The organism is Mesorhizobium sp. CU3 (assembly GCF_006442965.1).
In the GTDB taxonomy this organism is placed as follows: Bacteria; Pseudomonadota; Alphaproteobacteria; order Rhizobiales; family Rhizobiaceae; genus Mesorhizobium.
Window position 1 is genome coordinate 89208 of record NZ_VFWX01000005.1, and the last position, 24403, is coordinate 113610.

Genomic DNA, 24403 nt, shown 5'->3' on the forward strand with positions numbered 1-24403 from the left:
CCCTGATCCGTGACGCTATGGGCTCATTCGGCAATTGTCAACACGATTGACATTTGCCAGAGCGCTTCCTAGCTTGGCCCCGCCGCCGTGGCTCCGCTATCGTCGGGAACCACGCGCAGGAGGGGAGAGAATGACCGGGAAGTTCGAAGCATTGTCGGTAGAGACGTTGCCGAAACGCCTTGGCGGGACCGCGGCGCTGACCGATCGCATCGGCAAGGATGCCAGAAGCTGGAAAGTCCGCGAGGTCGGCGACGGTAATCTGAACCTCGTCTTCATCGTAGAGGGCGACGATGGCGCCGCGGTGGTGAAACAGGCGCTGCCCTATGTGCGGCTGGTCGGCGATAGCTGGCCGCTGCCGCTCAAACGCTCCTTCTTCGAATATCACGCTCTGACCAGACAGCAGGCCCGCGCGCCGGGCTCGGTGCCGGCGATCTACCATTTCGACGAGACCCAGGCGCTGATCGTCATGGAGTATCTGGCGCCGCCGCATGTCATCCTTCGCCGCGCGCTGATCGACGGCCGCGAACTGCCGAACATCGCGCGCGACATCGGCCTGTTCATGGCCCGCACGCTGTTCCGCGGCTCGGACCTGTCGATGGTGGCCAAGGATCGCAAGGCCGATCTGGCGTTGTTCGCCGACAATGTCGAGCTTTGCGACATCACCGAGAACCTGGTGTTCTCCGATCCCTATTTCGACGCCAAGATGAACCGGCACACCTCGCCGCAACTTGACGGTCTGGTGGCCGAATTGCGCGCCGACCGCGACCTCAAGGTCGAGGCGCAGCGGCTAAAACATCTGTTCGCCGCCAATGCCGAGACGCTGCTGCATGGCGACCTGCATTCGGGCTCGATCATGGTCACCGATGCCGAGACACGGATGATCGATCCGGAATTCGCCTTTTACGGACCGATCGCCTTCGACGTCGGCATGCTGCTCGCCAATTTCTGGATGGCCTTCTTCTCGCAGCGCGGCCATGAGGAAAATGGCAACCGGGATTCGATGCGCGCCTACCTGCTCGATGTGACGGCCGAGACCTGGGCCACCTTCCGCGCCGAGTTCTCGCTTTTGTGGCGCACCGAGCGCACCGGCATGCTCTATCAGCGGAGTCTGTTCGAGGATCAGGGCGACCGGCTGGGCTCCGAGCAGGCGCTCGACCACATGCTGCACTCGATCTGGGACGACCTTTTGGGCTTCGCCGGCATCGAGGTGCATCGCCGCATTCTCGGCCTCGCCCACAATGCGGATTTCGAGACCATTGCCGATCAAGACCTGCGCGCCACATGCGAGGCGAAGGCCCTGAAATTCGGCCGCCACATCGCCGTCAACCGGCGCCAGATCCACGGCATCAACGAGGTCAACACTCTGGCCGCTCTGATCGAACAGGAGACGAGAATTTGAACGTCGGCGAGCGCCACTTCCGCACCATCTGGCTGAGCGACGACGGCCGTTCGGTCGAGATCATCGACCAGCGCTGGCTGCCGCATGAGTTCCGTATCGAGAGGATCGGAACCGTCGCCGGCATCGCCACCGCGATCCGCGATATGTGGGTGCGCGGTGCGCCGCTGATCGGCGTCACAGCGGCCTATGGCGTCGCCATCCAGATGACGGACGATGCGTCGGACGAAGCGCTGGATGCGGTGTGGGAGACGTTGAACAAGACACGGCCGACGGCGATCAATTTGCGCTGGGCGCTGGACGAGATGCGGCGGTTCCTCAAGCCACTGGCGCAGGAACAGCGCGCCGAGGCCGCCTACCGCCGCGCCGCCGAGATCGCCGACGAGGACGTCGGCCTGAACCGAGCCATCGGCGAGAACGGGCTTGCGATCATCAAGGAGATCGCGGCGCGCAAGAAGCCGGGCGAGACGGTCAACATCCTAACCCACTGCAATGCCGGCTGGCTGGCGACCGTCGACTACGGCACGGCGACGTCGCCGATCTATCTCGCAGTCGAGGCCGGCATTCCCGTGCATGTCTATGTCGACGAGACCAGGCCGCGCAACCAGGGCGCCCAGCTCACCGCCTGGGAGATGGCCGGACATGGCGTGCCGCACACGCTGATCGTCGACAATGCCGGCGGCCACCTGATGCAGCATGGCGACATCGACATGGTGATCGTCGGCACCGACCGCACGACCGCCAATGGCGATGTCTGCAACAAGATCGGCACCTATCTGAAAGCGCTGGCCGCCGCCGACAATGACGTGCCCTTCTACGTCGCGCTGCCCTCGCCGACGATCGACTGGACGGTGGCCGACGGGCTGGCCGAGATTCCGATCGAGGAGCGCTCCGGCGACGAGGTGTCGCTGGTATGGGGCAAGACTTCCGACGGCAAGATCGCGCAGGTGCGCGTGTCGCCGGATGCGACGCCGGCAGCGAATCCGGCCTTCGACGTGACGCCGGCAAGGTTGGTGACGGGGCTGATCACCGAGCGCGGCGTGGCGAAAGCCTCGCGAGAGGGGCTGAAGACGATGTTTCCGGAGCGGGGTTAGCTGATCTCGCCCCGGCATTTCGTCATCCTCGGGCTTGACCCGAGGATCCATGCCGTGACCTCAGCCACAGCGCGACGGTGCAGAATTCTGCAATCGTTGCAATGCTTTAGCGTCACGGCATGGATCCTAGGGTCTGTGCGCGTCGCTTCGCTCCTTGCTCCGCCCTAGGATGACGACCGCGATGTCGTCGACAATTGACATCGCAGCTCCGCCCTCCCATAAAGCGCGCGTTAATGTTCTCAGGGCGGGGTGAAAGTCCCCACCGGCGGTAAGAGCTTCGGCTCAAGCCCGCGAGCGCCTCCCGGCAACGAGAGGGTCAGCAGATCCGGTGCAATTCCGGGGCCGACGGTTACAGTCCGGATGGAAGAGAACGATCGTAGAAGACGGCGCGCTTTCGCGGGCCTCATTTTGCGTCGTGCGTCCTGATTCTGGTTCGAAACGGAAGGATGGACCCATGAATCAGCATTCCCCTAAAGACTATGAAACCCGCCGTGTCGCCGTCATTCGCGCGCGCTGGCATGCCGATATCGTCGACCAGTGCGTGTCGGCGTTCGAGGCGGAGCTTGCCCAACTCGGCGGCTTTGCGGTCGAGGTCTTCGACGTGCCGGGAGCCTACGAGATCCCAGTGCACGCCAAGACGCTCGCCGAGAGCGGGCGCTATGCCGCGATCCTCGGCACCGCCTTCGTCGTCAATGGCGGCATATACCGGCACGACTTCGTGGCGAGCGCCGTCATCGACGGCATGATGAACGTGCAGCTCGCGACCGGCGTGCCGGTGCTGTCGGCGGTGCTGACGCCGCACAACTATCACGACAGCGCCGAACACCACCGCTTCTTCCACGAGCATTTCACGGTGAAGGGCAAGGAAGCGGCGAAGGCCTGTGTCGAGATCCTCGCCGCGCGCGCACGCATCGCTGCATAAGTCCCAAAAGGCCGGATTTCAGGGCTGCAACAAGAATTGCGGCCGAAAAGGCTGCAAAAGGTTGCGGTGGCTGCGAAATCCGGCCAGAAGCAACGGGGCCGCCCGACGCCCGGGCGGCCTTTTCAAACATGGGCTCGAACCAGATACGGGAGACCAGTCGTTGGCTCGCATCACACTGAGACAATTGCTCGACCATGCCGCCGAACATGGCTATGGCGTGCCTGCCTTCAACATGAACAATATGGAACAGGGCCTCGCCATCATGGAGGCGGCCGAGGAGACCAAGTCGCCGGTCATCCTGCAGGCCAGTCGCGGCGCCCGCGCCTATGCCAATGACGTGGTGCTGGCCAAGCTGATCGACGCGCTGGTCGAGATCCATCCCGACATCCCGGTCTGCATGCATCTCGACCATGGCAACAACGAAGCGACCTGCGTTACCGCGATCCAATACGGCTTCACCTCGGTGATGATGGACGGTTCGTTGAAGGAGGACGGCAAGTCGCCGGCCGACTATGCCTACAATTCCGGCATCACCCGCCGCGTCGTGGACATGGCGCATTGGGGCGGCGTCTCGGTGGAAGGCGAAATCGGCGTGCTCGGCTCGCTGGAGAGCGGCGGCGGCGAGCAGGAAGACGGCCACGGCGTCGAAGGCGCGATCAGCCACGACCAGTTGCTGACCGACCCGGAACAGGCGGTGCAGTTCGTCAAGGACACGCATGTCGATGCGCTGGCGGTGGCCATGGGCACCAGCCACGGCGCCTACAAATTCTCGCGCAAGCCCGACGGCGCGGTGCTGGCGATGAACGTGATCGAGGAGATCCACCGCCGCCTGCCCAACATGCATCTGGTCATGCACGGCTCGTCCTCGGTGCCCGAGGACCTGCAGGAGATCATCAACAAGTATGGCGGCCAGATGAAGCCGACCTGGGGCGTGCCTGTCGAAGAGATCCAGCGCGGCATCAAGCACGGTGTGCGCAAGATCAACATCGACACCGACAACCGCATGGCACTGACCGGCGCCATCCGCAAGGTGCTGACCGAGAACCCGTCGGAGTTCGACCCGCGCAAATATCTGACGCCGGCGATGGCGGCGATGCGGAAGCTCTGCAAGCAGCGCTTCGAGGAGTTCGGCACTGCCGGCAACGCCCAGAAGATCAAGCCGCTACCGGTCTCGGAAATGGCCAAGCGCTACAAGTCGGGCAGCCTCGACCCCAAATTCGGCTGAGCCATCATACCCGGCGCAATCCGGTCTGCAAGAAAGTCATACCGAACGCCGCCGAGAGCTATTCGGCGGCGTTCGGCGTTTCTGCGTCGGCGCGGATGAGCTTGATGTCGGCGCCCGCCGCCCAGGCGCCGATGTCCTCGCGGCGCAGCGCCGCCGCCATCATGTCGGGGAAATGGTCCGGCGTGCAGGCAAAGACCGGAATGCCCAATGCGGCGACCGAGCCGGCCATCGACGGATCGTAGCCCGGACGGCCCTGGTCGGTAAGCGCCAGGAGTACGATGACGTTGACGCCTGAACGCACCAGCGCTGCCAGCCTTTGCAGCAGCTCCTTGCCGTTGCCGCCTTCGTAGAGGTCGGTGATCAGCACGAAATGCGCCTTGGTCGGCCGCTCGATGCGCTCGGCGCAATAGGCGACGGCCTGGTTGATGTCGGTGCCGCCGCCGAGTTGGACGCCGAACAGCACTTCGACCGGATCGCTGAGCTCTTCGGTCAGGTCGACGATGGCGGTGTCGAAGCAGACGAGTTTGGTCCTCACCACCGGCAGCGAGGCCATCACGGCGGCGAAGATCGACGCATAGATGACCGAGCTTGCCATCGAGCCGGACTGGTCGACGCAGAGCGTCACCTCGTCGAGGTCGACCAGCCGGCGCTGGCGGCGCATGAAGCCGACCAGCTTCTCCGGCACCACGGTCTTGTGGTCCGGCTGATAGTGGCGAAGGTTCGCGGTGATGGTGCGCGGCCAGTCGATGTCGCGCTGGCGCGGCCGGTTGGTGCGCCGCGACCTGTCGAGCGCACCGCGGATCGCCTCGGCGGTCTTCTGCTCGAGGCGCTGCATCAGCTTGGCGACGATGTCGGCAATGATCGACCTGGCGATGTCCTTGGTCTTGTCCGGCATCGCCGAACGCAAGGAAATCAGATCGGCGACGAGATTGACGTCGGCCTCGATCGCCTTGAGGAACTCCGGCTCCATCAGCATCTGCTTCAGGTTCAGCCGCTCGAACGCATCCTTCTGCACGACCTGGACGACCTGCTCGGGGAAGAAGGAGCGGATGTCGCCCATCCATTGCGCGACGCGAGGCGCCGAACGGCCGAGCCCGCCACGCCGCTTGCGCGGATCGCCGGCGGTGTCGCCGCTGCCGTCGCCATAGAGCGCGTCGAGCGCCGCCGACAGTTTTCGGTCCTCGGCCGATAGCGCCGACGAGGTCTCGTCGTCAGCGCCGATCGCCAGCCGCCAGCGGCGCTCGCGGTTGTCCGTGGTCGGCTCGAGGTCCAGCCCGGTCGCTTCGTCAGCCATGATTAGCCTCCCCTGCGAGCAGCTTTGCGAGAAGACCAAAATGCCTGCGCCATGCCGCGCCGTCATCCGGCGCCGGCGTCAGTCCGGCGGGCAGGCTCGCCCTCTTGCCAAGCACGGCCTCGATCAGGCGGCGGCGCTCCATGCTGTCGAGGTTGGAGAAGACGCGGCGCAGCAGCGGCAGGTGCGCCACGAACGCCTCCTCGTCGAGCGAGGCCAGCCAGGCATCGACGGCGCCGCGCAGACCCTCGTCATAGATCAGCCGCTGGCCGGCGCCGCTGAAGAAACCTTCGAAGAAAGCGGCGGCATCGAGAACAGGCGTTCCCGGCGACAGGCGCTTCGCCAATAGGTCGGCGGTGGCTTCGGCGGAGAGCCGGCTTGCCTCATAGAGCAGGTGCGCCGCGCAGCCGGCGACGAGCGGCGTCGATCGCGAGGAATCGAGCACGGCCGCCAGGCCGCCTTGCCAGGCTTCCAGAACATGCTCGTCGGCTTCCACCAGCTTGATCGCCGCGTCGGCCTTGCGCAATGCAGCCATCAGCGCCGCGGCGGCCTGCGCGTCGAGATCGCGCGCGGCGTAAGGCAGCGCGATCGAACCTTCGACGATCAGCCGTTCCAGCAGGCCGGCAAGCCGTTCCGTCTCGGTCTTGCGGGCTTCGCCGTAGCGAATGATGTCGGCGAGCGGCGGCACCGAGGCCAGCAGCTCCAGGCATTCGCTGCTGTGCGCCGCCTTTTCCTCCAGCGCGGCAAGGCCGGCGGCGGAGGCCTCGCCCAGCGCAGCGGTGATCGCGCTCTGGACCAGCGAGGCCAAAGCATCGAGCGTTGGGGCGGCGCCGATCATCTGGATCAGGCGGCCATTGGCGGCCTTTTCGATGGTCGGCCCATAGACCAGGTTCTCGACCAAACGGACGGCATATTCCGGCTGCCAGGCCAGCATCCAGCGCTCGCGGAAGGTGCCGCGGCTGCGGCCGACATCCGTCAGCCGGCCCCAACCGACGCCAAGCACGTTCAGCCGGTGCAGCAATGTCGAACGGAAAAGCCCGCTCTCGCTGCGCAGGTCGACGGAAAGCTCGCGTTCCAGCGCCTCGGGCTTGAGCCGCGCCGCCTTCTGGTTGCGCTGCAGATCGTCGATCAGCGGCGCGAGCGGCGTGTCCGGAGGGATCTCGCCGACATCGGCGCCGAGCAGCAGCTCGGCCTCGACCATCTTCCACAGCAGGGCCTCACCGTTGAAGAGCGCCGAAATCGAGGCGTCGCGCAGTTCCTCGAAGCCCGGCTTCGGCCGCTCGCGGATGGCGGCCAGCGCGCGCGCCAGGCGCTCCGCCTCGATCAGCGACGCCGTGGAAATCATGTGACCCTTGGCCCTGAGCACCGAGGCGATGCGCGCCAGCCACAGGACCGATGCGTCGCCCTGCCCGCGCGTCTGCCACAGATGCTTGCACCATCCAGGCGCGACGACGCCAGCGCCATAGCCGTAGCCCAGCGCCAGGCGCGGCCCGGTCCAGGGCGCATAAGTCATCGTGGTCTTGCGCCGGCCGATGCCCTTGAGCAGCGCCTGGTCGCTCTTTTGCGTGTGCGCCGCTTGCAAAGCGGGCATGTGCCAGGCGCCGCAGACGACGGCCAGCGGCCCGTCGAATTCTTTCCGCGCAGCGGCGATCTCCAGCCGCATATGCGCCTCGCGCATCGCTTCGAATCTGCCGATCGCGCCCTCGCCGTCGCGCAGCGTCGTCATCGCGTCGGCGATGGCCGCGAAGATCGGACCGGGCTCGGGATTCTGCTCGATGATGTCAGACCACCAGCTCTCGCCGTCCTCATAGCCGGCGGCGCGGGCCAGCGTGCCGATCGGATCCTGGATGCGCGACGGTTCCTCGCCCTGCTCTCCCGTGGCTTCCGCCTCGGATGCTTCGGCGTCGGCTGCCCCTTCAGGCGCCTTCTCGGCAAGCCGCGCGGCCGACGGCAGGTCGATGAAGCGCAGCGCCGCCTTGTTGGCGACGGCCCAAAGTGCTGCCTGATATTCCGGCGAGAATTCGGCGAAGGGCCAAAAGCTGGTCGCGGCGGGATCGTCCTCCGGATAGCAAAGCAGCGCCACCGGCGGCTTCATGTCGGGGCTGGCGAGCAGCGGCAACAGCGGCGAGGCATCTACTGGGCCTTCGATCAGCACGGCGACGGGCTGCAATTCCTGCAACGCCTTGACCAGGCTCTCAGCGGAGCCCGGCCCGTGATGGCGAATGCCGAAATAGCTGATGCCGCCCTGCGCCATGGTTCAGATGGTCGCGTTGAGCGCCGCGTAGTAGCCGGCATAGTCCGGCCGCTTCTTCAGCACCGTCTCCAGATATTCCTCCAGCACCACCTTGTCCTGGACCGGGTCCTTGACGATGGCGCCGACCAGACTTGGCGCCAGGCCTTCGGCATGCAGCTTGCCGTCGTCGAACCACGCCGCCTGGCTGAGACCGCTGACCATGGTGGCGATCGCCTCGGCGGTCGACAGCGAGCCCGACGGCGTCTTCAGCGTCACCTTGCCGTCGGCGGTGGCACCTGAGCGCAGCTCGCGGAAGATGGTGAGCACGCGGGCGATCTCCTCGCCGACATTCTTCGGCACCGGCAGGTCCAGCCCGCCGGCCATCTCGCCGACGCGGCGGGAGACGATCGAGACCTCCTCCGCCATGTCGTCCGGCAAAGGCAGCACCACGACATTGAAGCGCCGCTTGAGCGCCGAGGAAAGCTCGTTGACGCCTTTGTCGCGATTGTTGGCGGTGGCGATGATGTTGAAGCCGCGCTGCGCGTAGATCGAGGTGTTGAGCTCCGGCACCGGCATCATCTTTTCCGACAAAACCGTGATCAGCGTATCCTGCACGTCCGAGCCCATGCGGGTCAGCTCTTCGAGCCGGCAGAGCTTGCCGTCCTGCATGGCGCGGTAAAGCGGCGTCGGCACCAGCGCGTCCTGGCTCGGTCCCTTGGCGAGCAGTTGCGCATAGTTCCAGCCATAGCGGATCTGGTTCTCGTCGGTTCCGGCGGTGCATTGCACGACCAGCGTCGAATTGCCCATGATGGCGCCGGCGAGATGCTCCGACACCCAGGATTTCGCCGTTCCCGGAACGCCGAGCAAAAGCAGCGCCCGATCGGTCGCGAGTGTGGCGACCGCCGTTTCCATCAATTGCCGGCGGCCGACATATTTCGGCGAAATCACCGTGCCGTCGCTCGCCTTGCCGCCCATCAGATAGGTCAGCACGGCTTTGGGCGACAGGCTCCAGCCGGCGGGCTTCTGGCGGTCGTCGCCGCGCGCCAGCGCCTGCAGTTCGGCGGCATAGACCTGTTCGGCCGGAAGGCGGATGGCTGCGTTCATGCGATCTTCTCCGGATTGATCATTTGTTCGATTGATTTTCGGCCAGCGCCGCGTTGAGCCGCAGCAGGGCGAGCGATGGGGATGCGGGCGACAAGCCGGCGGCGACGACGTCGCCGATCAGTTTTTCCGCCGTCGCCGCCGTGGCGAGAAAGCCAATGGCCTCGAGATACTGCTCGGCGCTTCGTTTCGTGACGTCGTTGTCACCCGAGACTGCGGACCGCAGCGCCGAAAGCGTCTTGCCGTTTGTGAGGTCGCCCCATTCCAGCCAGCCTGCTTCCGCGCCTTCGACCAGGTTGAGCGCGTGCAGATTTTGTGCGTCTTTCAGGATCTGTGTGATCACGACGCGCTTCCAGCCAATGTCCAAACGCAACATGAGCTGCAGGACGAGAAGCGTATGCTTGCCGCCTTCGGCGACAAGTATATCCGCCAAACGGGCCACTGCCGCATCGCTGCCGGACACCGAGACCATTAAAACGAGAAAACGATCGGCATTGTCATCGACGCCGAACTGCCATGCGCCGATGAAATCGGGCTCTGTCTTGCCGAAATGGGCAGTGAGGTCGCCGAAGTAGCAGGATGCGAACAAGTCCGCGCGACGGGCTTGTTGCGCAGGCGACTTAAGCTTTATCGGCGCATAGGTGGTGCGGCGGCGGATGAAGCCGGATTTGCCTTCCTCGATGAAAGCGGCAAGCTCGGCTATAGGGTCTTCCGATCCGCCGCCAGCCGGATTGCCGTGTTCCCCCAGTCTTGCCAGCAGCCGGCCGGCCATTTCGCGCACCTTGCCCGAGCGATCGGCGGACAGGCTCTTCAGGAACGGAACGTCTTCGGCACCCAGGCCGAAGCGCAAGAGTTCGATGAGCGCAAGCCTGACCTCCGCCGGCTCGCTTGCTCCCTTGGTCTCGATCAACGTCCGCGCCAGCGCGGGCGTGGTGCGCCGCAACTCGACCAAAGCAGTGCGGCGCGCGGCTGGATAGAAATCATCCCAGCTTTCCGCCGTCAGATGCTCGCGGCGGGACTGTTTGTCACCATCCGCGCCTGCCTGCCAGTCGACCCAGGGAGCGTAGACTTCCGGACTTTCCTGAGATGACGCGGCGGGCATCCAATCCATCGGATGCAGCACGAAGCCACGGCTGGCGACGAGCGCGGCCACACGGGTCTTGAGCCTTGCATCGGCGGCATATTTCAATGCAGCCCGCAGCAACGGCCGCAACCGTTCGGGGAGCGTCGGCAAGGCCAGAACCGGCAGTGGCGGACGGCGTTTCAAGGTTTTCGGCGCCACCGGCCGAAGCGCGACGTCGAGCGCCTGCGCGGCGATGGCCAGCAACCGCCGCTCCTGCTCGTCTGGGCTGGAAGCAGTTGCAACTTCCTTCCACTCGGCGGGGGCCAATTCGAATGCGGTGCCGCCAGAAATCCAGCCGTCGCGCAGTCGTGCCAGTCCTGCCTGGTCGAGCTCGTTCATGACAGATCGAGCCTCCCCATGTTGCTCTGCGACGCCAGAAGCTCCAGCCTGGCGCCGTTCCAGAGCGCAGCCGTCGCCGTGAGATCGAGGCCGAGCAAGGTCTGATCGACGGAGCCCGCGACCGGCAGGGCAATGCCATGCGGATCGCTCACCGCCTGCCACCAGGCGCCATCCTTATCGTCCAGCGCGATCGCGCCGGCCGGCAGGATGATCGGGCAATCGGACAGCCACGGCGCGCCGTCCTGGAATGCCGCATAGGCCGCCAGGGGATCCCCGTCGGCTTCAGGGACGAAAGCCGGCCACGCGCCGGAGCGCCGCCCCGCCGATGCCGGGAAGAAATCGAGCAGCAGCGCAAAGCGCGGTGTCGGGCTCTTCAGGTCGAGCAACCAGGTGGCGTGGCTGACGAGGCCCTCGCGCCGGGTCTCGATCTTCTCGCCCAGCACCTCCCAGTCGCTCTCGACCTGGACCGCATCCGGGTTGGCGAGGATCTGGTCGCGCGTCTCCGACGTCGAGACCAGGCGCTTCAGCTCGGCATCGTCAGGCGCGGCGCGCCAAGCCTTGGCGAGCAGCACCAGCTTGCCGAGCTCGCGGATCGCCGCGTCCGGCCGCTCCTCGCCGCGCAGCGCCATCAGTCTTGCCGGCAACTCGTCGATGCGCCCGGCGAGCGCCGTCGCCTTGAGGTCGACAAGACGTGCGGCGATGCGGCGGCAGCGTTCGCTGCAGGCGTCGACGAACCCGGCAAGGCCGAGCCGAAGCTGATCGGCAATCCATTGATCCAGTTCATCAAGCGCGGCCGAAACGGCGCTGCGCGTGTCCTCCGCCCGCTTGCGCTGCGCCGCCTCGCGGCGCTCCACGGCGGCGGCGTCCTCGACGGGAGCGATTTCTTCCGGCCGCGACGCCTCGTCGATGCTCTTGCCTTCCGCGCGTGCCGGCGCTTGAGCCGGCGGCTGCCCGGGCTTGCGGCGCCGGCCGAGCCAGTCGTTCACCCAATCGGGCGTCTGGTCGACGCGCGTGAAGCTGGCCTCAGCCGTGGCGCCGATCCAGGCCAGCGCCAGTATGTGCTTGCACGGGAATTTTCGCGACGGGCAGGTGCATTTATAGCCGTGATCGGACGTATCGAAGGCGACGCGATAAGGGTTGGAGCCGGAACCCTGGCATTCGCCCCATATCAGCGGCAGTTGCGCATGCGATTCCAGGCGAGGCCAGTTCGAGCGCTTGGTCAGCTTCGCAGCAGCGCCAAGCGAGGCCTGGTCAGGGGCCAAAGCCTCGATCGTCTTCAAATCCAGCTGCAAGCCGCCCCCCGTGACTCAAAGCAAACACCTCGCCACAGCATAGATAACTGTCTGTCGCGGATTGTTGTAGCTCGGAATCTTCGAGGCGGAGAGATGGTTGATGCCTCGTTGCCGGACAGCCCAGCCCGGTCACACCGCCCTGTTCTGCGTCGGCGCGCGGCCGCCGCCGTCGGCGACCAGAACCGCGCCGGTGACGAAGGACGCTTCGTCGGAGGCGAGGAACAGGCAGCAATTGGCGATCTCTGCGGGATCGGCGATGCGGCGCAGCGCGATGCGGCCGGTCAGCGCTGCGAACTCCTCTTCGGGCGTCGTGCCGTTGGCGGCTGCCGCCACTTCCATCTCGTAGACGCTCATCGGCGTGCGCACCCAGCCGGGCGCCACCGCGTTGGCGCGGATGCCGTCCGGGCCGTGCGCGAAGGCGAGCGAGCGCGTGTAGGAGACGAGCGCTGCCTTGCTCGCCGAATAGGCGGCGTTTTGGGCGCTGGCGTTGAAGGCGCCGACCGAGGCGATGTTGACGATCGCGCCGCCGCGTTCTTTCAACAGCGGCAGTGCTGCGCGGCAGACCATCATCGAGCCGGTGACGTTGACGGCGAAACTCTTCGCCCAGGTCTCGTCGCTCAGCGTCTCCGGCTCGTCGAGGATCATGACGCCGGCGGCGTTGACGACGATGTCGAGACGGCCGGCGCATGCATCGATGGCGCGGGCAATGTCGGAAGCGTTGGTGATGTCGCTATGCACGGCGATGCCGCCGCTGGCGTTGGCCGCCTCGTCCAGCACCTCGCCGCCATGGCCGAAGGCGACGACTTTGGCGCCGTGGCGGCCGAAGAGTTCTGCCGTGGCGCGGCCCATGCCGGTGGCAGCACCCGTGATCAGCGCCGTGCGGCCTTCCAGGCGGCGGCTCATGCGAGCCCCCAATGCCGCTCGACGGCATAGCCGGTCTCCGGCAGGGTCGAGCCGCCGTCGACGACGATGGTCTGGCCTGTCGTGTATTTGGCCTGCTCGGAGGCAAGGTATAGCATGGCATAGGCGATGTCGTCGGCCTCGCCGAGACGGCCCATCGGGATGAACTGACCGAGCCTTCCCGCCACCTCCGGCCTGCTCATCGTCCCCCTGCCCGGCTTGGCGATGAAGCCGGGCTCGACGCCGTTGACGGTGATGCCGTCGCGCGCGAACTCGAAGGCCGCACCCCGGATGAAGGCGTTGACGCCAGCCTTGGCCGCCGAATAATGCGCGCCGCCGGCCATGGCAACGCGCGCCGAGACCGACGAGGTGACGAGGATGCGGCCGAAGCCGTTCTTGCGCATCGCCGGTGCGGCTGCCTGCGCCAGCCAGAAGCAGGCTTTGAGATTCAGCGCCAGCGCTTCCTCGAGCTTGTCCTCGTCGAGTTCCTCGACCGAGGCCCAAGGGCAGCCGCCGGCATTGTGGACGACGATGTCGAGCCGGCCGGCCTCGCGCGCGACATCGCCGACGAGTTGATGCAGAGCTGCGCGGTCGAGCCCGGCAAGCGCGACCGCGCGGGCAGACAAACCCCGCGCCGAAAGATCAGTCGCCAGCACCTCGGCGACATCAAGCGTCCGGTTGGCGATCACCACCGAGGCGCCGGCCTCGGCGAGGCGCGTGACGATGGCGGCGCCGATGCCGCGGCCGCCGCCGGTCACCAGCGCCACTTTGTCCGTGAGGTCGAACGGCTTCGCCATCGTCAGACGACGCCCGCGCCGCGGACGAGATCGACGAAGCGGCCGAAGACCTCCGTATGGCGGTCGACATCGGCCGGCAAGGTCGCCGGGCACATCAGGAACATGGTGTGGAACGGCGTCACCAATATGCCTTCGTTCATGTAGAAGGCGTGCAGCAGCGTCTCGAGGTCGCCGCGGCGGCCGGCGATGACGTCGGCGCCGCTGCGGGGCGGCTCGGGCATGAACATGATCTCGGCGCGGGCGCCGACCTGCGTGACGTGCCAGGGCAATTCGTTGGCGTGGATGATGCCCCAGGCAGCGTCGGCAAGCCGCGACGCATTGGCGATCATCACTTCGAAATTGGCCGGCGTCAGCACCTCCTCCAGCACCGCGCGCATGGTGGCGACGGTCAGCGCGTTGCCTGCCAGGGTGCCGCCGATGCCGAGATGCGCCGACTGGCGCACGCGCGGATTGACCATCGGCACGATTGCCCACAGCCGCTCGGCGATCGCCTGCGAGACGCCGAAGATGCCGGCCGGAATGCCGCCGGCGATGGCCTTGCCGGCGACGAGGATATCCGGCTCCAGGCCATGCAGCGCAGTGTAGCCGCCGGGGCCGCTGGAGATGGTGTGCGTCTCGTCGATGATCAGCACCGTACCGGTGCGACGCGTGATCTCGCGCAACGCTCGATGAAACCCGTCGGCGACGGGGATCATGCCGAAATTGGTCATCAGCGGCTCGGTCAGCACGCAGGCGACGTCGCCATGCGACAACGCTTCTTCCAACGCGGCGACGTCGTTGAATTCGACCACCCTGGAGACCGCTGAATGATTGACGCCGTTGGGATGGATCATGTTGCGCAGGCCGACGCGCCCGTCGCGGATCTCGACATGCGCCTCCTCGACGCCGCCATGGTAGCAGCCCGAGAAGACCAGAACCTTGTTGCGACCGGTGATCATGCGGGCGATGCGGATGGCGCCACGGTTGGCGTCGGTGGCCGATGTCGTCAGCGTCCAGTAGGGCAGGCCGAAGCGGCGCTCCAGCTCGGCGCCGACCCAGAGGCTGTCCTCAGTAGGCAGCATCATGGTCGTGCCGTTCTGTAGTTGATGGAGTGCCGCCCGCGTCACCGCCTCCGGCGCGTGCCCGCACATGCCGCCGGTGTCGCCGAGCGCGAAGTCGACATAGTCGTGGCCGTCGATGTCGGCGATATGGGCGCCGCGCGCGGAAGACGCATAGACCGGGAAGCCGCCGGCCCAGCGCCGCATCCAGTGCGAGGGGCCGCCATAGAGGAAATGCTTCTTGCCTTCCTTCCAGGCCGCGGCCGAGCGCGGGTGCATTTCGAGGAACCGCGCCTGCTCGCGGTCGAGTAGGCCTTCGATCGTGGTGGAATGCAAATCGTTGTTGCTGGCAGCCATCACGGCGCTGAGCTCTCCCTGGCAGACAAATTTTCTGGGCACGAACTTGTTCGCAAATCGGTTCACTATTTGAACCGTCGTTTTGTATGTTATAGGCACACTGACGACTGGAGCGACCATTGTCAAGTTAATTCACATGCGAAGTATCTCGGAGAATGCATCATGAGCACGGTGGGCAAAGCGGTGTCGCTGCTGGAGTTGTTTACGCTTCACGAGCCGGAGATCGGGCTGTCCGACCTCGCCCGCCGCGCTGGGCTCGACAAGGCGACCACAAGGCGCCTTTTGATGGCGCTTGGCGACCATCGGCTGATCGAACAGGAGCCCCGGAGCCGGCGCTACCGGCTGGGCGCCGGCCTGTCGCGGCTCGCTCGCATCCGCGACGCGCATTTCCCTTTCGTGCGGCTCGCCGCGCCGGTCATCCGCGAACTGTCGCAAGAAACCGGCGAGACCGTGCATCTGTCGGAGTTCAGCGCCGGCGCGCTGCTCACCGTCCATGTCGAGCTGTCGACCCGGGCCAATCGCGTCAATGTCGATGTCGGCCAGGTGCTGCCGCTGCACGGCACGGCGTCGGGCATCGCCTTCCTCGCCGCCTCGCGCCTGGAAGCGGTCAACGCCTATCTCGAAAGGCCGCTGCAGGCTTTCACCTCTTTCACGGCGACACAGCCCGACGACCTGGTGAAAGCCATCGCGCTTGCCGCGTCACACGGCTATTCGCGCAGTTCCCAGGGCTACGAAGAAGGCGTGCACAGTATCGGCGCGGCGATCCTCGGTGCCGACGGCCAGCCGATCGGCACGCTGGCGATCGCCTCGCCCGTCTCGCGCGTTGACGACACGGTCGCGGCCAGCCAGGGCGAGGCTGCCGTAAGAGCGGCAAGGCTGATCTCGGCGCGGCTGACCGGCGAGGCATGAGGCGTGTTCAGCGTCGTAAGCTTCTAGCCCCTAATTCTCGTCAGTTTCAGCCTACCGATCCGAGGTGTGAACAGTGTTCACTTTTCTCTTGAACATCGTTCAAAATGTGCTATGGTGCACTTATGAACATCGTTCAAGAGAATGTATCCGGTCTGCAACAAGCTCGCGACGATGCAGCCTAAGCCTGAAACGAAAGGATCATATCGATGCTCACCGACAGCCCTGCCCGCCATTGTTCGATCGCCCGGACAAGCTGGAAACCTATCTCCGGCACCAGATTCGAGGCGCTGAGGACAAGAAGCAAGTGGATTGGAATGAACCGCAACAGCGAACTTTAACCCCTTCCCGCTAAAACGAGGCTCAAACCGAGCAAGTCGCCGCTCAGTCCAATCGGATTGCCAGCCGGCCTTGCCCAATGGAAATTGCCATGAACACTCATCTGATGATGTCTAGGCGCTTCGCGCCACTCTTCTGGACGCAATTCCTCTCGGCCTTCAACGACAACTTCCTGAAGAACACGCTGGTGTTCCTTATCCTGTTCACGCTGGCGAAGGACCAGGCCGCGTCATTGGTGACGCTGGCCGGCGCCGTCTTCATGGCGCCCTTCCTGCTTCTGTCGGCGCTCGGCGGCGAGATCGCCGACCGCTTCGACAAAGCCCTCATCGCCAAGCGGCTGAAATTCGCCGAGATCGCCGCCGCGGCCGTCTCGGTCGCCGGCATCGCGCTGTCGTCCATTCCCGTGCTGATGACGGCGCTGTTGATGTTCGGCATCATCTCGGCGCTGTTCGGGCCGATCAAATACGGCATCCTGCCCGATCACCTCGAGCGCAAGGAACTGCCCAAGGCCAACGCCTGGATCGAATCGGCCACCTTCGCCGCCATCCTCGGCGGCACCATCGCCGGCGGCGTCGTCTCGGCCGACGGCATCGGCGTCGCGGTGTTCGGGCCGATCATGATGGCTCTGGCCGTCGGCTGCTGGCTGATCAGCCGCTACATCCCCTCGACCGGTTCGGCCGCTCCCAACCTCGTCATCGACAAGAACATCTTCCGTTCGACCTGGCGCCAGGTCGCCGATTTGCGCACCGACACGCGCATCTGGCGCGCCGGCCTGATGACCTCGTGGTTCTGGCTGGTCGGCGCCATCGTGCTGTCGATCCTGCCGTCGATGATCAAGGATTCGCTCGGCGGAAACGAGATCGCCGTCACCGCTTATCTCGCGGTGTTCGCCGTCTCGATCGCCATCGGCTCGGCCATCGCCGCGTGGATGTCGCAGGGTCGCATGGTGCTGTTGCCCGCGCCGGTCGGCACAGCGCTGCTCGCGCTGTTCGGCCTGCATCTCGCCTGGACGATCTGGAGCATGCAGCCTTCGCCGAAGGCCGACACGCTTGCCGCCTTCTTCGCCGGACCGAACACCATCCGCGTGGCAATCGACCTCGCCGGCATGGCGATCGCCGCCGCCTTCCTGGTGGTGCCGACCTTCGCCGCCGTGCAGGCCTGGTCGCCCGAAGCGCGCCGCGCCCGCGTCGTTGCCGCGGTCAGCATCGTCAATGCCGGCTTCATGACCGTGGGCGGCGCGCTCGTCGCCGGAATCCAGGCTGCGGGCGTCTCGATCGCGGGGATCCTGTTCGGCCTCGTCGTCGCCAATGCCATCGCCGCCTGGCTGATGTTGAAATACCTGCCGACCAATCCGTTCCGCGACTTCGTCTCGATCCTGTTCCGCGCCTTCCTGCGCCTGGAAGTCGAAGGCATGGACAACCTCAAGGCGGCCGGCAAGGCGCCGATCCTGGCGCTCAACCATGTCAGCTTCCTCGACGGCCCGCTGGCGCTTACGCTGACCGACGAGGAGCCGGTCTTCGCCATCGACTACACGATCGCGCAGGCCTGGTGGATGAAGCCGTTCATGAAGCTTGCCCGCGCGCTGCCGCTCAATCCGGCCAAGCCGATGTCGACCCGCACGCTGATCAAGGTCGTGCAGGGCGGCGATCCGCTGGTCATCTTTCCGGAGGGACGCATCACCGTCACCGGCGGCCTGATGAAGGTCTATGACGGCGCCGCCATGGTCGCCGACAAGACCGGCTCGATGGTGGTGCCGGTGCGCATCGACGGGCTGGAGAAGAGCTATTTTTCGCGGTTGAGCTCACAGCATGTGCGCCGCCGCCTGTTCCCGAAGGTCAAGGTGACCATCCTTGAGCCGGTCAAGCTCGAAGTGCCGCAGGAACTGAAGGGCCGCCAGCGCCGCGCCACGGCGGGCGCTGCGCTCTACCAGGTGATGTCGGATCTCGTCTTCCGCACCCAGGACATCGACAAGACGGTGCTCGAGAAGATCATCGAGACCGCGCACGAACGCGGCATGAAGGAACTCGCCGTGCAGGACCCGGTCACCGGTTCGCTGAGCTACGGCAAGCTGCTCACCGGTGCCGCCGTGCTTGGCGAGAAATTCGAGCATCTCTATGCCGGACAGCAGACACTGGGCATCATGCTGCCCAATGCCAATGGCGCCTGCGCGGCCCTGCTTGGCGTCATGTCGGCCGGCAAGGTGCCGGCGATGATCAACTTCACCGCGGGTGCGGCCAACATCCTGTCGGCCTGCAAAGCGGCCGAGGTGAAGACCGTGCTCACCTCCCGCGCCTTCGTCGAGCAGGCGAAGCTCGGACCGGTGGTCGACGAGATCGGCAAAGCGGTCGACATCGTCTGGCTGGACGACCTGCGCAAGACCATCGGCCTGAAGGACAAGCTGCTCGGCCTGTTGCGCAAGTCGACGCCGCGGGTGGCACGCAAGGCCGACGATCCGGCCGCGATCCTGTTCACCTCCGGATCGGAAGGCACGCCGAAGGGTGTGGTGCTGACCCACCGCAACATCCTGGCCAACGCCGCCCAGGCCGCCTCGCGCATCGATTTCCACTCGGGCGACAAGGTGTTCAACGTTTTGCCGATCTTCCACTCCTTCGGCATGACGGCGGGCACGGTGTTGCCGCTGATCTCGGGTGTGCCGGTCTATTTCTACCCCTCGCCGCTGCATTACCGCATCGTGCCGGAGCTGATCTATGGCTCGAACGCCACGATCATCTTCGGCACCGACACTTTCCTCTCCGGTTACGCACGCACCGCGCACCCCTACGACTTCCGTTCGGTGCGCTACTGCTTCGCCGGCGCCGAGCCGGTGAAGCCCGCGACGCGACAGACCTATATGGAAAAGTTCGGCCTGCGCATCCTGGAAGGCTACGGCGTGACCGAAGCCGCGCCGGTGATCGCCATCAACACGCCGATGTACAACAAGGCGGGCAGCGTCGGCAAAATCATGCCCGGCATGGAGTATCGGCTTGAGCCGGTGCCCGGCGTCGAGGAGGGCGGACGGCTGTTCGTGCGCGGCCCCAACGTCATGGCCGGCTATCTGCGCGCCGAAAAGCCCGGTGTAATCGAGCCGCTGGCCGATGGCTGGCACGACACGGGCGACGTCGTCACCATCGACGATGCCGGCTTCATCTCGATCCGCGGCCGCGCCAAGCGTTTCGCCAAGATAGGCGGCGAGATGGTCTCGCTGGCCGCGGTCGAGGCGCTGGCCGGCGAACTGTGGAAAGGTTCGCTGTCGGCCGTCGCTACGCTGCCGGATGCGCGCAAGGGCGAGAGGCTGATCCTGATCACCGAGGCCGCCAGCGCAACGCGCGCCGACTTCCTCGCTTTCGCCAAGGCGAGCGGCGCTATGGACCTGATGGTGCCGGCCGAGGTACGCATCGTGCCGAAGGTGCCGGTGCTCGGCTCCGGCAAGCTCGACTTCGCCGGCGTGACCAAAATGGTGCGCGGCGAGGACGAGTTGAAGGTCAAGGCCGCCTAGCAGGAACTGTGAACAGGCTGTCGCCAATCGGCGGCCTGTTCATCGCATCTGTGCCGTTGCGGCCGAGATGATTAGCATGTTAACTTCCTTTCCGGTTGCAACGGCATGGCCGTTGCTGCTCAATCCCGCATAAGACGGGGCCCGCAACAAGACGGGAGGTTCCGGTTTGGGCCGCTGTTTGCGGCTCTTCGGGATCATGCTGTGGAGGAGGAAACCATGCATGCTGCCGCCCAACATGTGAGCGTCGCCGACGGCGAAGCCTTCCTGTCCGCTTCGCGGATGCTGTTCGGCCCGATTACCCAACGTTTTTCGCGCGGCGAGGCGCCGTCGCTGCCGAAGCTGGTTTCGGTCAACCTCGGCTCCTGCCGCCTGTCCGAAATCCGCGCCAAGTCGCATCTGGTCGTCAACGACCGCGCCTTCTGGCGTAGCTTCGACCCGGACTCGATCAAGATCCTGATGCAGCTCAAGGGCCGCAGCCGGTTCGAGCAGCGCGAGACGGCGATAGACCTCAGCCCGCGCACGGCGATCATCTACGACCCGGTGCGCAGCTATTCGCTGCAGAACCTCTCCGATGTCGACCAGTTGATCCTGCAGGTGCCGCGCTCGACCTTCGGCGACGAGACGCTGGCAAGGCTCTTGGCGCCGCTGCCGCTGCCCAGCGAGGACGACAGCCTGACCCATATCGTGTCGGGCCTGATGCAGATGGCGATCGGCAAGGCGCACAAGCTCGACGAAGCCAGCTGCCGACGCGTCGGCGAGAGCCTGATCCAGCTCGTCAACGGCCTGATACAGGCCAAGCCGATGGCGCCGGATTACCGCCGCTCGCCGCTGGAGGCGCTGCGCGAGAGGATCGTCGCCTATATCGACGCCAACCTTGCGCGCAGCAATCTCTCGGCCGACGACATCGCCCGCCACATGGGCTGCTCGCGCCGCTACCTGCACCGCGCCTTCGAAGGCGAAGGCATGACGCTGGAACGTTTCGTGTGGGACCGGCGGCTGGAGCGCAGCAAGGAAGAGCTCTTGTCGCCCGCACGCGCCTCAGCCTCGATCTCGGAAATCGCCTTCGCCTGCGGATTTAACTCCAGCGCGCATTTTTCGCGGGCGTTCAAGAGCAAGTACGACGTGGCGCCGCGAGAGTTGCGGGAAAGGGTGAGGTCGGTAGTGCATTGAGGGGCGGCGGGCGCCCACCCCCTCACGCCGACTTCAGAACCGTAAACGGCCGCTTCTGCACGGGGCGCTTGGCTTGGAAGCTAGCCGCCGGCATCGGGCGGGCGACGTGGTAGCCTTGCACCTTGTCGATGCCGAACTCGCGCATCAGTTCCATCTGCTCTTCGTTCTCCACGCCTTCGACCAGGATCTTGTGGCCGCGGTTGCGGACGAGCGCGATGATGTCCTGGAGCATGGCCATGCCTTTCGGCGTGCCGCAGTCGTGCAGGAAGGAGCGGTCGATCTTGACCGTGTCGAAATCGATCAGGCGCAACCATGACAGGCCGGCGAAGCCGGTGCCGAAATCGTCGAGCCAGATCCGGATGCCGAGCAGCTTGAGATCGCTGATGCAGCGCAATATGTCGGAGTCCATCTCCAGCTCGCGCCCCTCGGTTATCTCGAAGGCGAGCTTGCTGCCGGCGACGCCGGTCTCACCGAGAATGCTTGCGACGGAGGTCGCGAAGCCGGGCGTCTTGAGCTGGATCGGCGAGACGTTGACGCTGACGACGCGGACATGGTCGTGCGCCAAAAGTTCCGTGCACACCGTCCTGATCGCCCAGCGGCCGAGCTCGAGGATGGCGCCGGTGCGTTCGGCGACCGGAATGAACAGGCTTGGCGGCACCAATATGCCGTCGAGCATCTTCAGGCGCATCAGCGCCTCGACGGCCTCGATCCGCCCCGACGCGATGTCCTGGATCGGCTGATAGACCAGCGACACGAGATTCCGGTCGATGGCGATCTTGAGCAGAGCGGCGATGTTCTCGCTCTCGTCGCTCGATTGCGGATCGGTCGGGTCGAACAGGCGCGCGCAATTGCGGCCGCCGGCCTTGGCCAAGTAGAGCGCGCGGTCGGCCTCGTGGATGATCTTTTCCAGCTTGGCGCCGGCCTGCGTCCGGGTGAAGGCGGCGCCCACGCTCACCGTCACGATCGAGGTGCCGTCGCGCCGCAATTCATGCGTCAGCGCCAGTTCCTCCACCGTGCGGCAGATAGCCTGTGCGAGATCGGCGACCTGCTCCTTGTCGTTCAGGCGCGCCAGCATGATGAACTCCTCGCCGCCATAGCGTCCGATCGAGCCATTGTATCGAGTGACCAGCTCGCTCAGTGCGTTGGCGACATGGATCAGGCAGCGGTCGCCTTCCTGATGACCGTAGCAGTCGTTGAACTTCTTGAAGAAATCCACGTCGATGAGAATCGCCGCGAAGCGGATGCCGAGCTTTTGCCAGTCGCTCCAGTGTTCGCGCAGCTTTTCGTCAATGGCACGGCGGTTCTCCAGGCCCGTCAGCGGATCGGTCCGCGAAAGCCTCAGCAGCGCCTTGCCGCGCTCGGTCGCTTCGTTGTGCTGGATCTTGGCTTCGAGCGCGTTCAGGAAGACGTTGTAGCGCTCCTCATTCAGCTTCCAGTTCACATAGGAGGTGAAGGTGAAGCAGGAGATGTAGAAGGCGCCGAACACCAGCTTGTATGTCAGCGAAGCCGGTACGAAGTAGTTCACCACATACAGGATGCACAGGATGATCGTCGATGTGATGATCGACGTCCTGAAGCTGAAGGTGAAGAACAGGTTGGCGCTCATCATGAAGATGGTGCCGAATACCATGTAATAAGCGACCGCTTCCCGCTCCGCGCCTTGAGAAGTCGGGCCAAGCCAGCCGATATAGCCGAAGATGATGGCGGCCGCGCAGGTCAAGTCGAGCCACTGGGTCGCAGCCCCGCGACGGAGCTGCTCCTCCAGGACCAGCAGCGCAGTCAACCCGACGGCGAAGCGCGCCGTGATGGAATAGGCCGCCACGTCCGGTATCAGCAAAAGGTCCGATACCGAAAACAGAACGTAGATGACGACAGCCATCCAGAGCCCCGGCCTGGCTTCCTTCCTTCGCTTGGCCTGCGCTTCCTCGCGGTAGAGCAGGCGCAGTTCGTCCGCCGCCGGCGCATGGAGCGGCTCGTGCGACTCCAAATGCGCCATATCAGCCAACCGGGACGACACCCGTTCGTTGGCGACGAACCCCGGCTGAGGGGTGGTTTGCACTTCGAGTTCTCTTCTCGCCTCTGCCCCCACGCGGGCCTGCTCCTAGCGAAACAACGATTAGCCGCGCCATAAAATGCAACGACTCAAGACAAGTTTGCGTTAACTCGAACCCCGATTCCGACCCAAAAAATACCCAATGAACCGAGATGGTTGGCGGGAAATTAATCATATTATTAAAATGCAACCGACCCACCGTTGGCAAAGGAGACATTCTACGCAATAAGTTAAGCGATTGTTAACCATGGAGCGTTGCTGGTGCAGACCGTGTTCGATGGCAAGAGCCTGATTACAGCCGAGATCATCGCCGGCAATCTACATCGCGGAAAGCCCGAACATCATGGCGAAGCGTTCCAGGTAGCGCGCGCCGAGCTTGCGCTGATCCTGCAGACGACGCAGCAGCAGATCGAGCAGCAGAGCGACCCGGCCGATATCGTTCGCCGCCTGTTGTCAATTCTGAACGCGCTGCGCTCCAGGGTCCATCCCGATGTCTGGCAGGCCTTGATCCCGGTGGCGCAGGGCCACGCAATCCTGCAGTACTTCCTGCAGGATCCGCTGACGCACTGGTCCTTCACGAAGCCCAGGGGCTATTCCGGCGACGCGCAGTTGCTCGACTACATCTATTGCGACCCGCATGTGGCCGAAGACGTGGCGAGCGCCTCGGAGACCGGCAAGGCGCTCTACAGTCATACCCAGAATGTGCCCTCTTGCGTGGCGGCGCGCGAGCGGCGCGACCTCTTGACCCGCTATGTCGACGAAACCGCGGCCAGGCACGGACCCGACGCCGAAGTGCTGGCGATCGCGGCCGGCCATCTGCGCGAGGCCAATCGCTCGACCGCACTGGCCGAAGGCCGGCTGAAGCGCTGGGTCGCGCTCGACCAGGACCCGCAAAGCGTCGGGCTGATCGCGCGCGATTTCCAGGGCACGGCAATCGAAGCCATCGACGGCTCGGTGCGGACCGTGCTGACCAGAGGCCACAAGCTCGGCAAGTTCGACCTGATCTATGCCTCAGGCCTCTACGACTATCTCCAGCATAATGTCGCGGTGAAGCTGACCAAAACCTGCCTGCAGATGCTGAAGCCGAACGGACGGTTCCTGTTCGCCAACTACGCCGACGGCACGCCCGATGCCGGCTATCGCGAAACCTTCATGGACTGGGTGCTGCTGCTGCGCTCGGAAGCCGACATGTGGAACATCATCAATGCCAGCGTCGACCGCAACACGGTGGATGCGCAAGTGTTCTACGGCGAGAACCGCAACGTGCTCTACGCGGTGATCGAAAAGCGCGGGTAGGCACCAGCCGCGAATCAGGCCGGCACGATCGATCAA

General features: G+C 65.1%; 17 protein-coding genes and 1 riboswitch. Of the genes, 8 read left to right on the top strand and 9 right to left on the bottom strand.

Translation table 11 applies throughout. The features are described 5' to 3' along the window. The first annotated feature begins 130 nt into the window (after positions 1-130). The 4 genes from mtnK to fba all read left to right on the top strand — a co-directional run bounded on the left by mtnK (position 131) and on the right by fba (position 4637). A complete protein-coding gene (mtnK, locus tag FJ988_RS09720) occupies positions 131-1399 on the top strand; it encodes an S-methyl-5-thioribose kinase (RefSeq protein ID WP_140816909.1) in 1269 nt (422 codons plus the stop codon). After that, on the top strand, positions 1396-2490 hold the full coding sequence (mtnA, locus tag FJ988_RS09725) for an S-methyl-5-thioribose-1-phosphate isomerase (protein WP_140816910.1): 1095 nt from the start codon (positions 1396-1398) through the stop codon (positions 2488-2490). The genes mtnK and mtnA overlap by 4 nt, the downstream gene beginning before the upstream one ends. A gap of 231 nt (positions 2491-2721) precedes the next feature. Beyond that, positions 2722-2866, top strand: a riboswitch (FMN riboswitch). Positions 2867-2944: 78 nt separating this feature from the next. Further along, the gene (locus tag FJ988_RS09730; RefSeq protein WP_140816911.1) at positions 2945-3412 is read left to right on the top strand and encodes a 6,7-dimethyl-8-ribityllumazine synthase; all 468 of its coding nucleotides are present in this window, start codon (positions 2945-2947) and stop codon (positions 3410-3412) included. Between the two features lie 160 nt (positions 3413-3572). Then, entirely contained in the window at positions 3573-4637 is a 1065-nt protein-coding gene (fba, locus tag FJ988_RS09735) for a class II fructose-bisphosphate aldolase (RefSeq protein WP_140816912.1), read from the top strand. A gap of 58 nt (positions 4638-4695) precedes the next feature. On the opposite strand, the gene FJ988_RS09740 is transcribed toward fba, so the two are convergent. The 8 genes from FJ988_RS09740 to FJ988_RS09775 all read right to left on the bottom strand — a co-directional run bounded on the left by FJ988_RS09740 (position 4696) and on the right by FJ988_RS09775 (position 15107). Continuing rightward, positions 4696-5931, bottom strand: a complete 1236-nt coding sequence (locus FJ988_RS09740) for a VWA domain-containing protein (RefSeq protein ID WP_140816913.1) — start codon at positions 5929-5931, stop codon at positions 4696-4698. Further along, on the bottom strand, positions 5924-8182 hold the full coding sequence (locus tag FJ988_RS09745) for a DUF5682 family protein (protein WP_140816914.1): 2259 nt from the start codon (positions 8180-8182) through the stop codon (positions 5924-5926). The genes FJ988_RS09740 and FJ988_RS09745 overlap by 8 nt, the downstream gene beginning before the upstream one ends. Before the next feature lie 3 nt (positions 8183-8185). Further along, on the bottom strand, positions 8186-9265 hold the full coding sequence (locus FJ988_RS09750; protein WP_140816915.1) for an AAA family ATPase: 1080 nt from the start codon (positions 9263-9265) through the stop codon (positions 8186-8188). Between the two features lie 19 nt (positions 9266-9284). Beyond that, complete coding sequence (locus FJ988_RS09755; RefSeq protein ID WP_140816916.1) at positions 9285-10724, bottom strand: DUF5691 domain-containing protein; 1440 nt, start codon at positions 10722-10724, stop codon at positions 9285-9287. Further along, complete coding sequence (locus FJ988_RS09760; protein WP_140816917.1) at positions 10721-12016, bottom strand: SWIM zinc finger family protein; 1296 nt, start codon at positions 12014-12016, stop codon at positions 10721-10723. The genes FJ988_RS09755 and FJ988_RS09760 overlap by 4 nt, the downstream gene beginning before the upstream one ends. 129 nt (positions 12017-12145) lie before the next feature. Beyond that, positions 12146-12919 carry an SDR family NAD(P)-dependent oxidoreductase gene (locus tag FJ988_RS09765; protein ID WP_140816918.1) on the bottom strand — a complete coding sequence of 258 codons (774 nt, stop codon included), beginning with the start codon at positions 12917-12919 and terminating at the stop codon, positions 12146-12148. Then, a complete protein-coding gene (locus FJ988_RS09770) occupies positions 12916-13713 on the bottom strand; it encodes an SDR family oxidoreductase (protein ID WP_140816919.1) in 798 nt (265 codons plus the stop codon). Before FJ988_RS09770 ends, FJ988_RS09765 begins: the two co-directional genes overlap by 4 nt. 2 nt (positions 13714-13715) lie before the next feature. Beyond that, positions 13716-15107 (bottom strand): transaminase, encoded by a 1392-nt coding sequence (locus FJ988_RS09775; RefSeq protein ID WP_140816920.1) that lies wholly within the window; start codon positions 15105-15107, stop codon positions 13716-13718. A 162-nt stretch (positions 15108-15269) separates the two neighbouring features. Here FJ988_RS09775 and FJ988_RS09780 point away from each other — a divergent pair, with 162 nt between their 5' ends. The 3 genes from FJ988_RS09780 to FJ988_RS09790 all read left to right on the top strand — a co-directional run bounded on the left by FJ988_RS09780 (position 15270) and on the right by FJ988_RS09790 (position 21018). Continuing rightward, positions 15270-16016, top strand: coding sequence for an IclR family transcriptional regulator (locus FJ988_RS09780; RefSeq protein ID WP_140816921.1), 747 nt, complete (start codon positions 15270-15272; stop codon positions 16014-16016). A 427-nt stretch (positions 16017-16443) separates the two neighbouring features. Beyond that, on the top strand, positions 16444-19848 hold the full coding sequence (locus tag FJ988_RS09785) for an acyl-[ACP]--phospholipid O-acyltransferase (protein ID WP_140816922.1): 3405 nt from the start codon (positions 16444-16446) through the stop codon (positions 19846-19848). A gap of 216 nt (positions 19849-20064) precedes the next feature. Then, a complete protein-coding gene (locus FJ988_RS09790) occupies positions 20065-21018 on the top strand; it encodes a helix-turn-helix domain-containing protein (protein ID WP_181183482.1) in 954 nt (317 codons plus the stop codon). Positions 21019-21040: 22 nt separating this feature from the next. On the opposite strand, the gene FJ988_RS09795 is transcribed toward FJ988_RS09790, so the two are convergent. After that, entirely contained in the window at positions 21041-23014 is a 1974-nt protein-coding gene (locus FJ988_RS09795; RefSeq protein ID WP_140816924.1) for a bifunctional diguanylate cyclase/phosphodiesterase, read from the bottom strand. A gap of 318 nt (positions 23015-23332) precedes the next feature. On the opposite strand from FJ988_RS09795, the gene FJ988_RS09800 reads away from it, so the two are divergent. Beyond that, positions 23333-24367: a class I SAM-dependent methyltransferase gene (locus FJ988_RS09800; protein ID WP_140816925.1), complete on the top strand. Its 1035-nt coding sequence runs from the start codon at positions 23333-23335 to the stop codon at positions 24365-24367. Positions 24368-24403 lie beyond the last annotated feature (36 nt).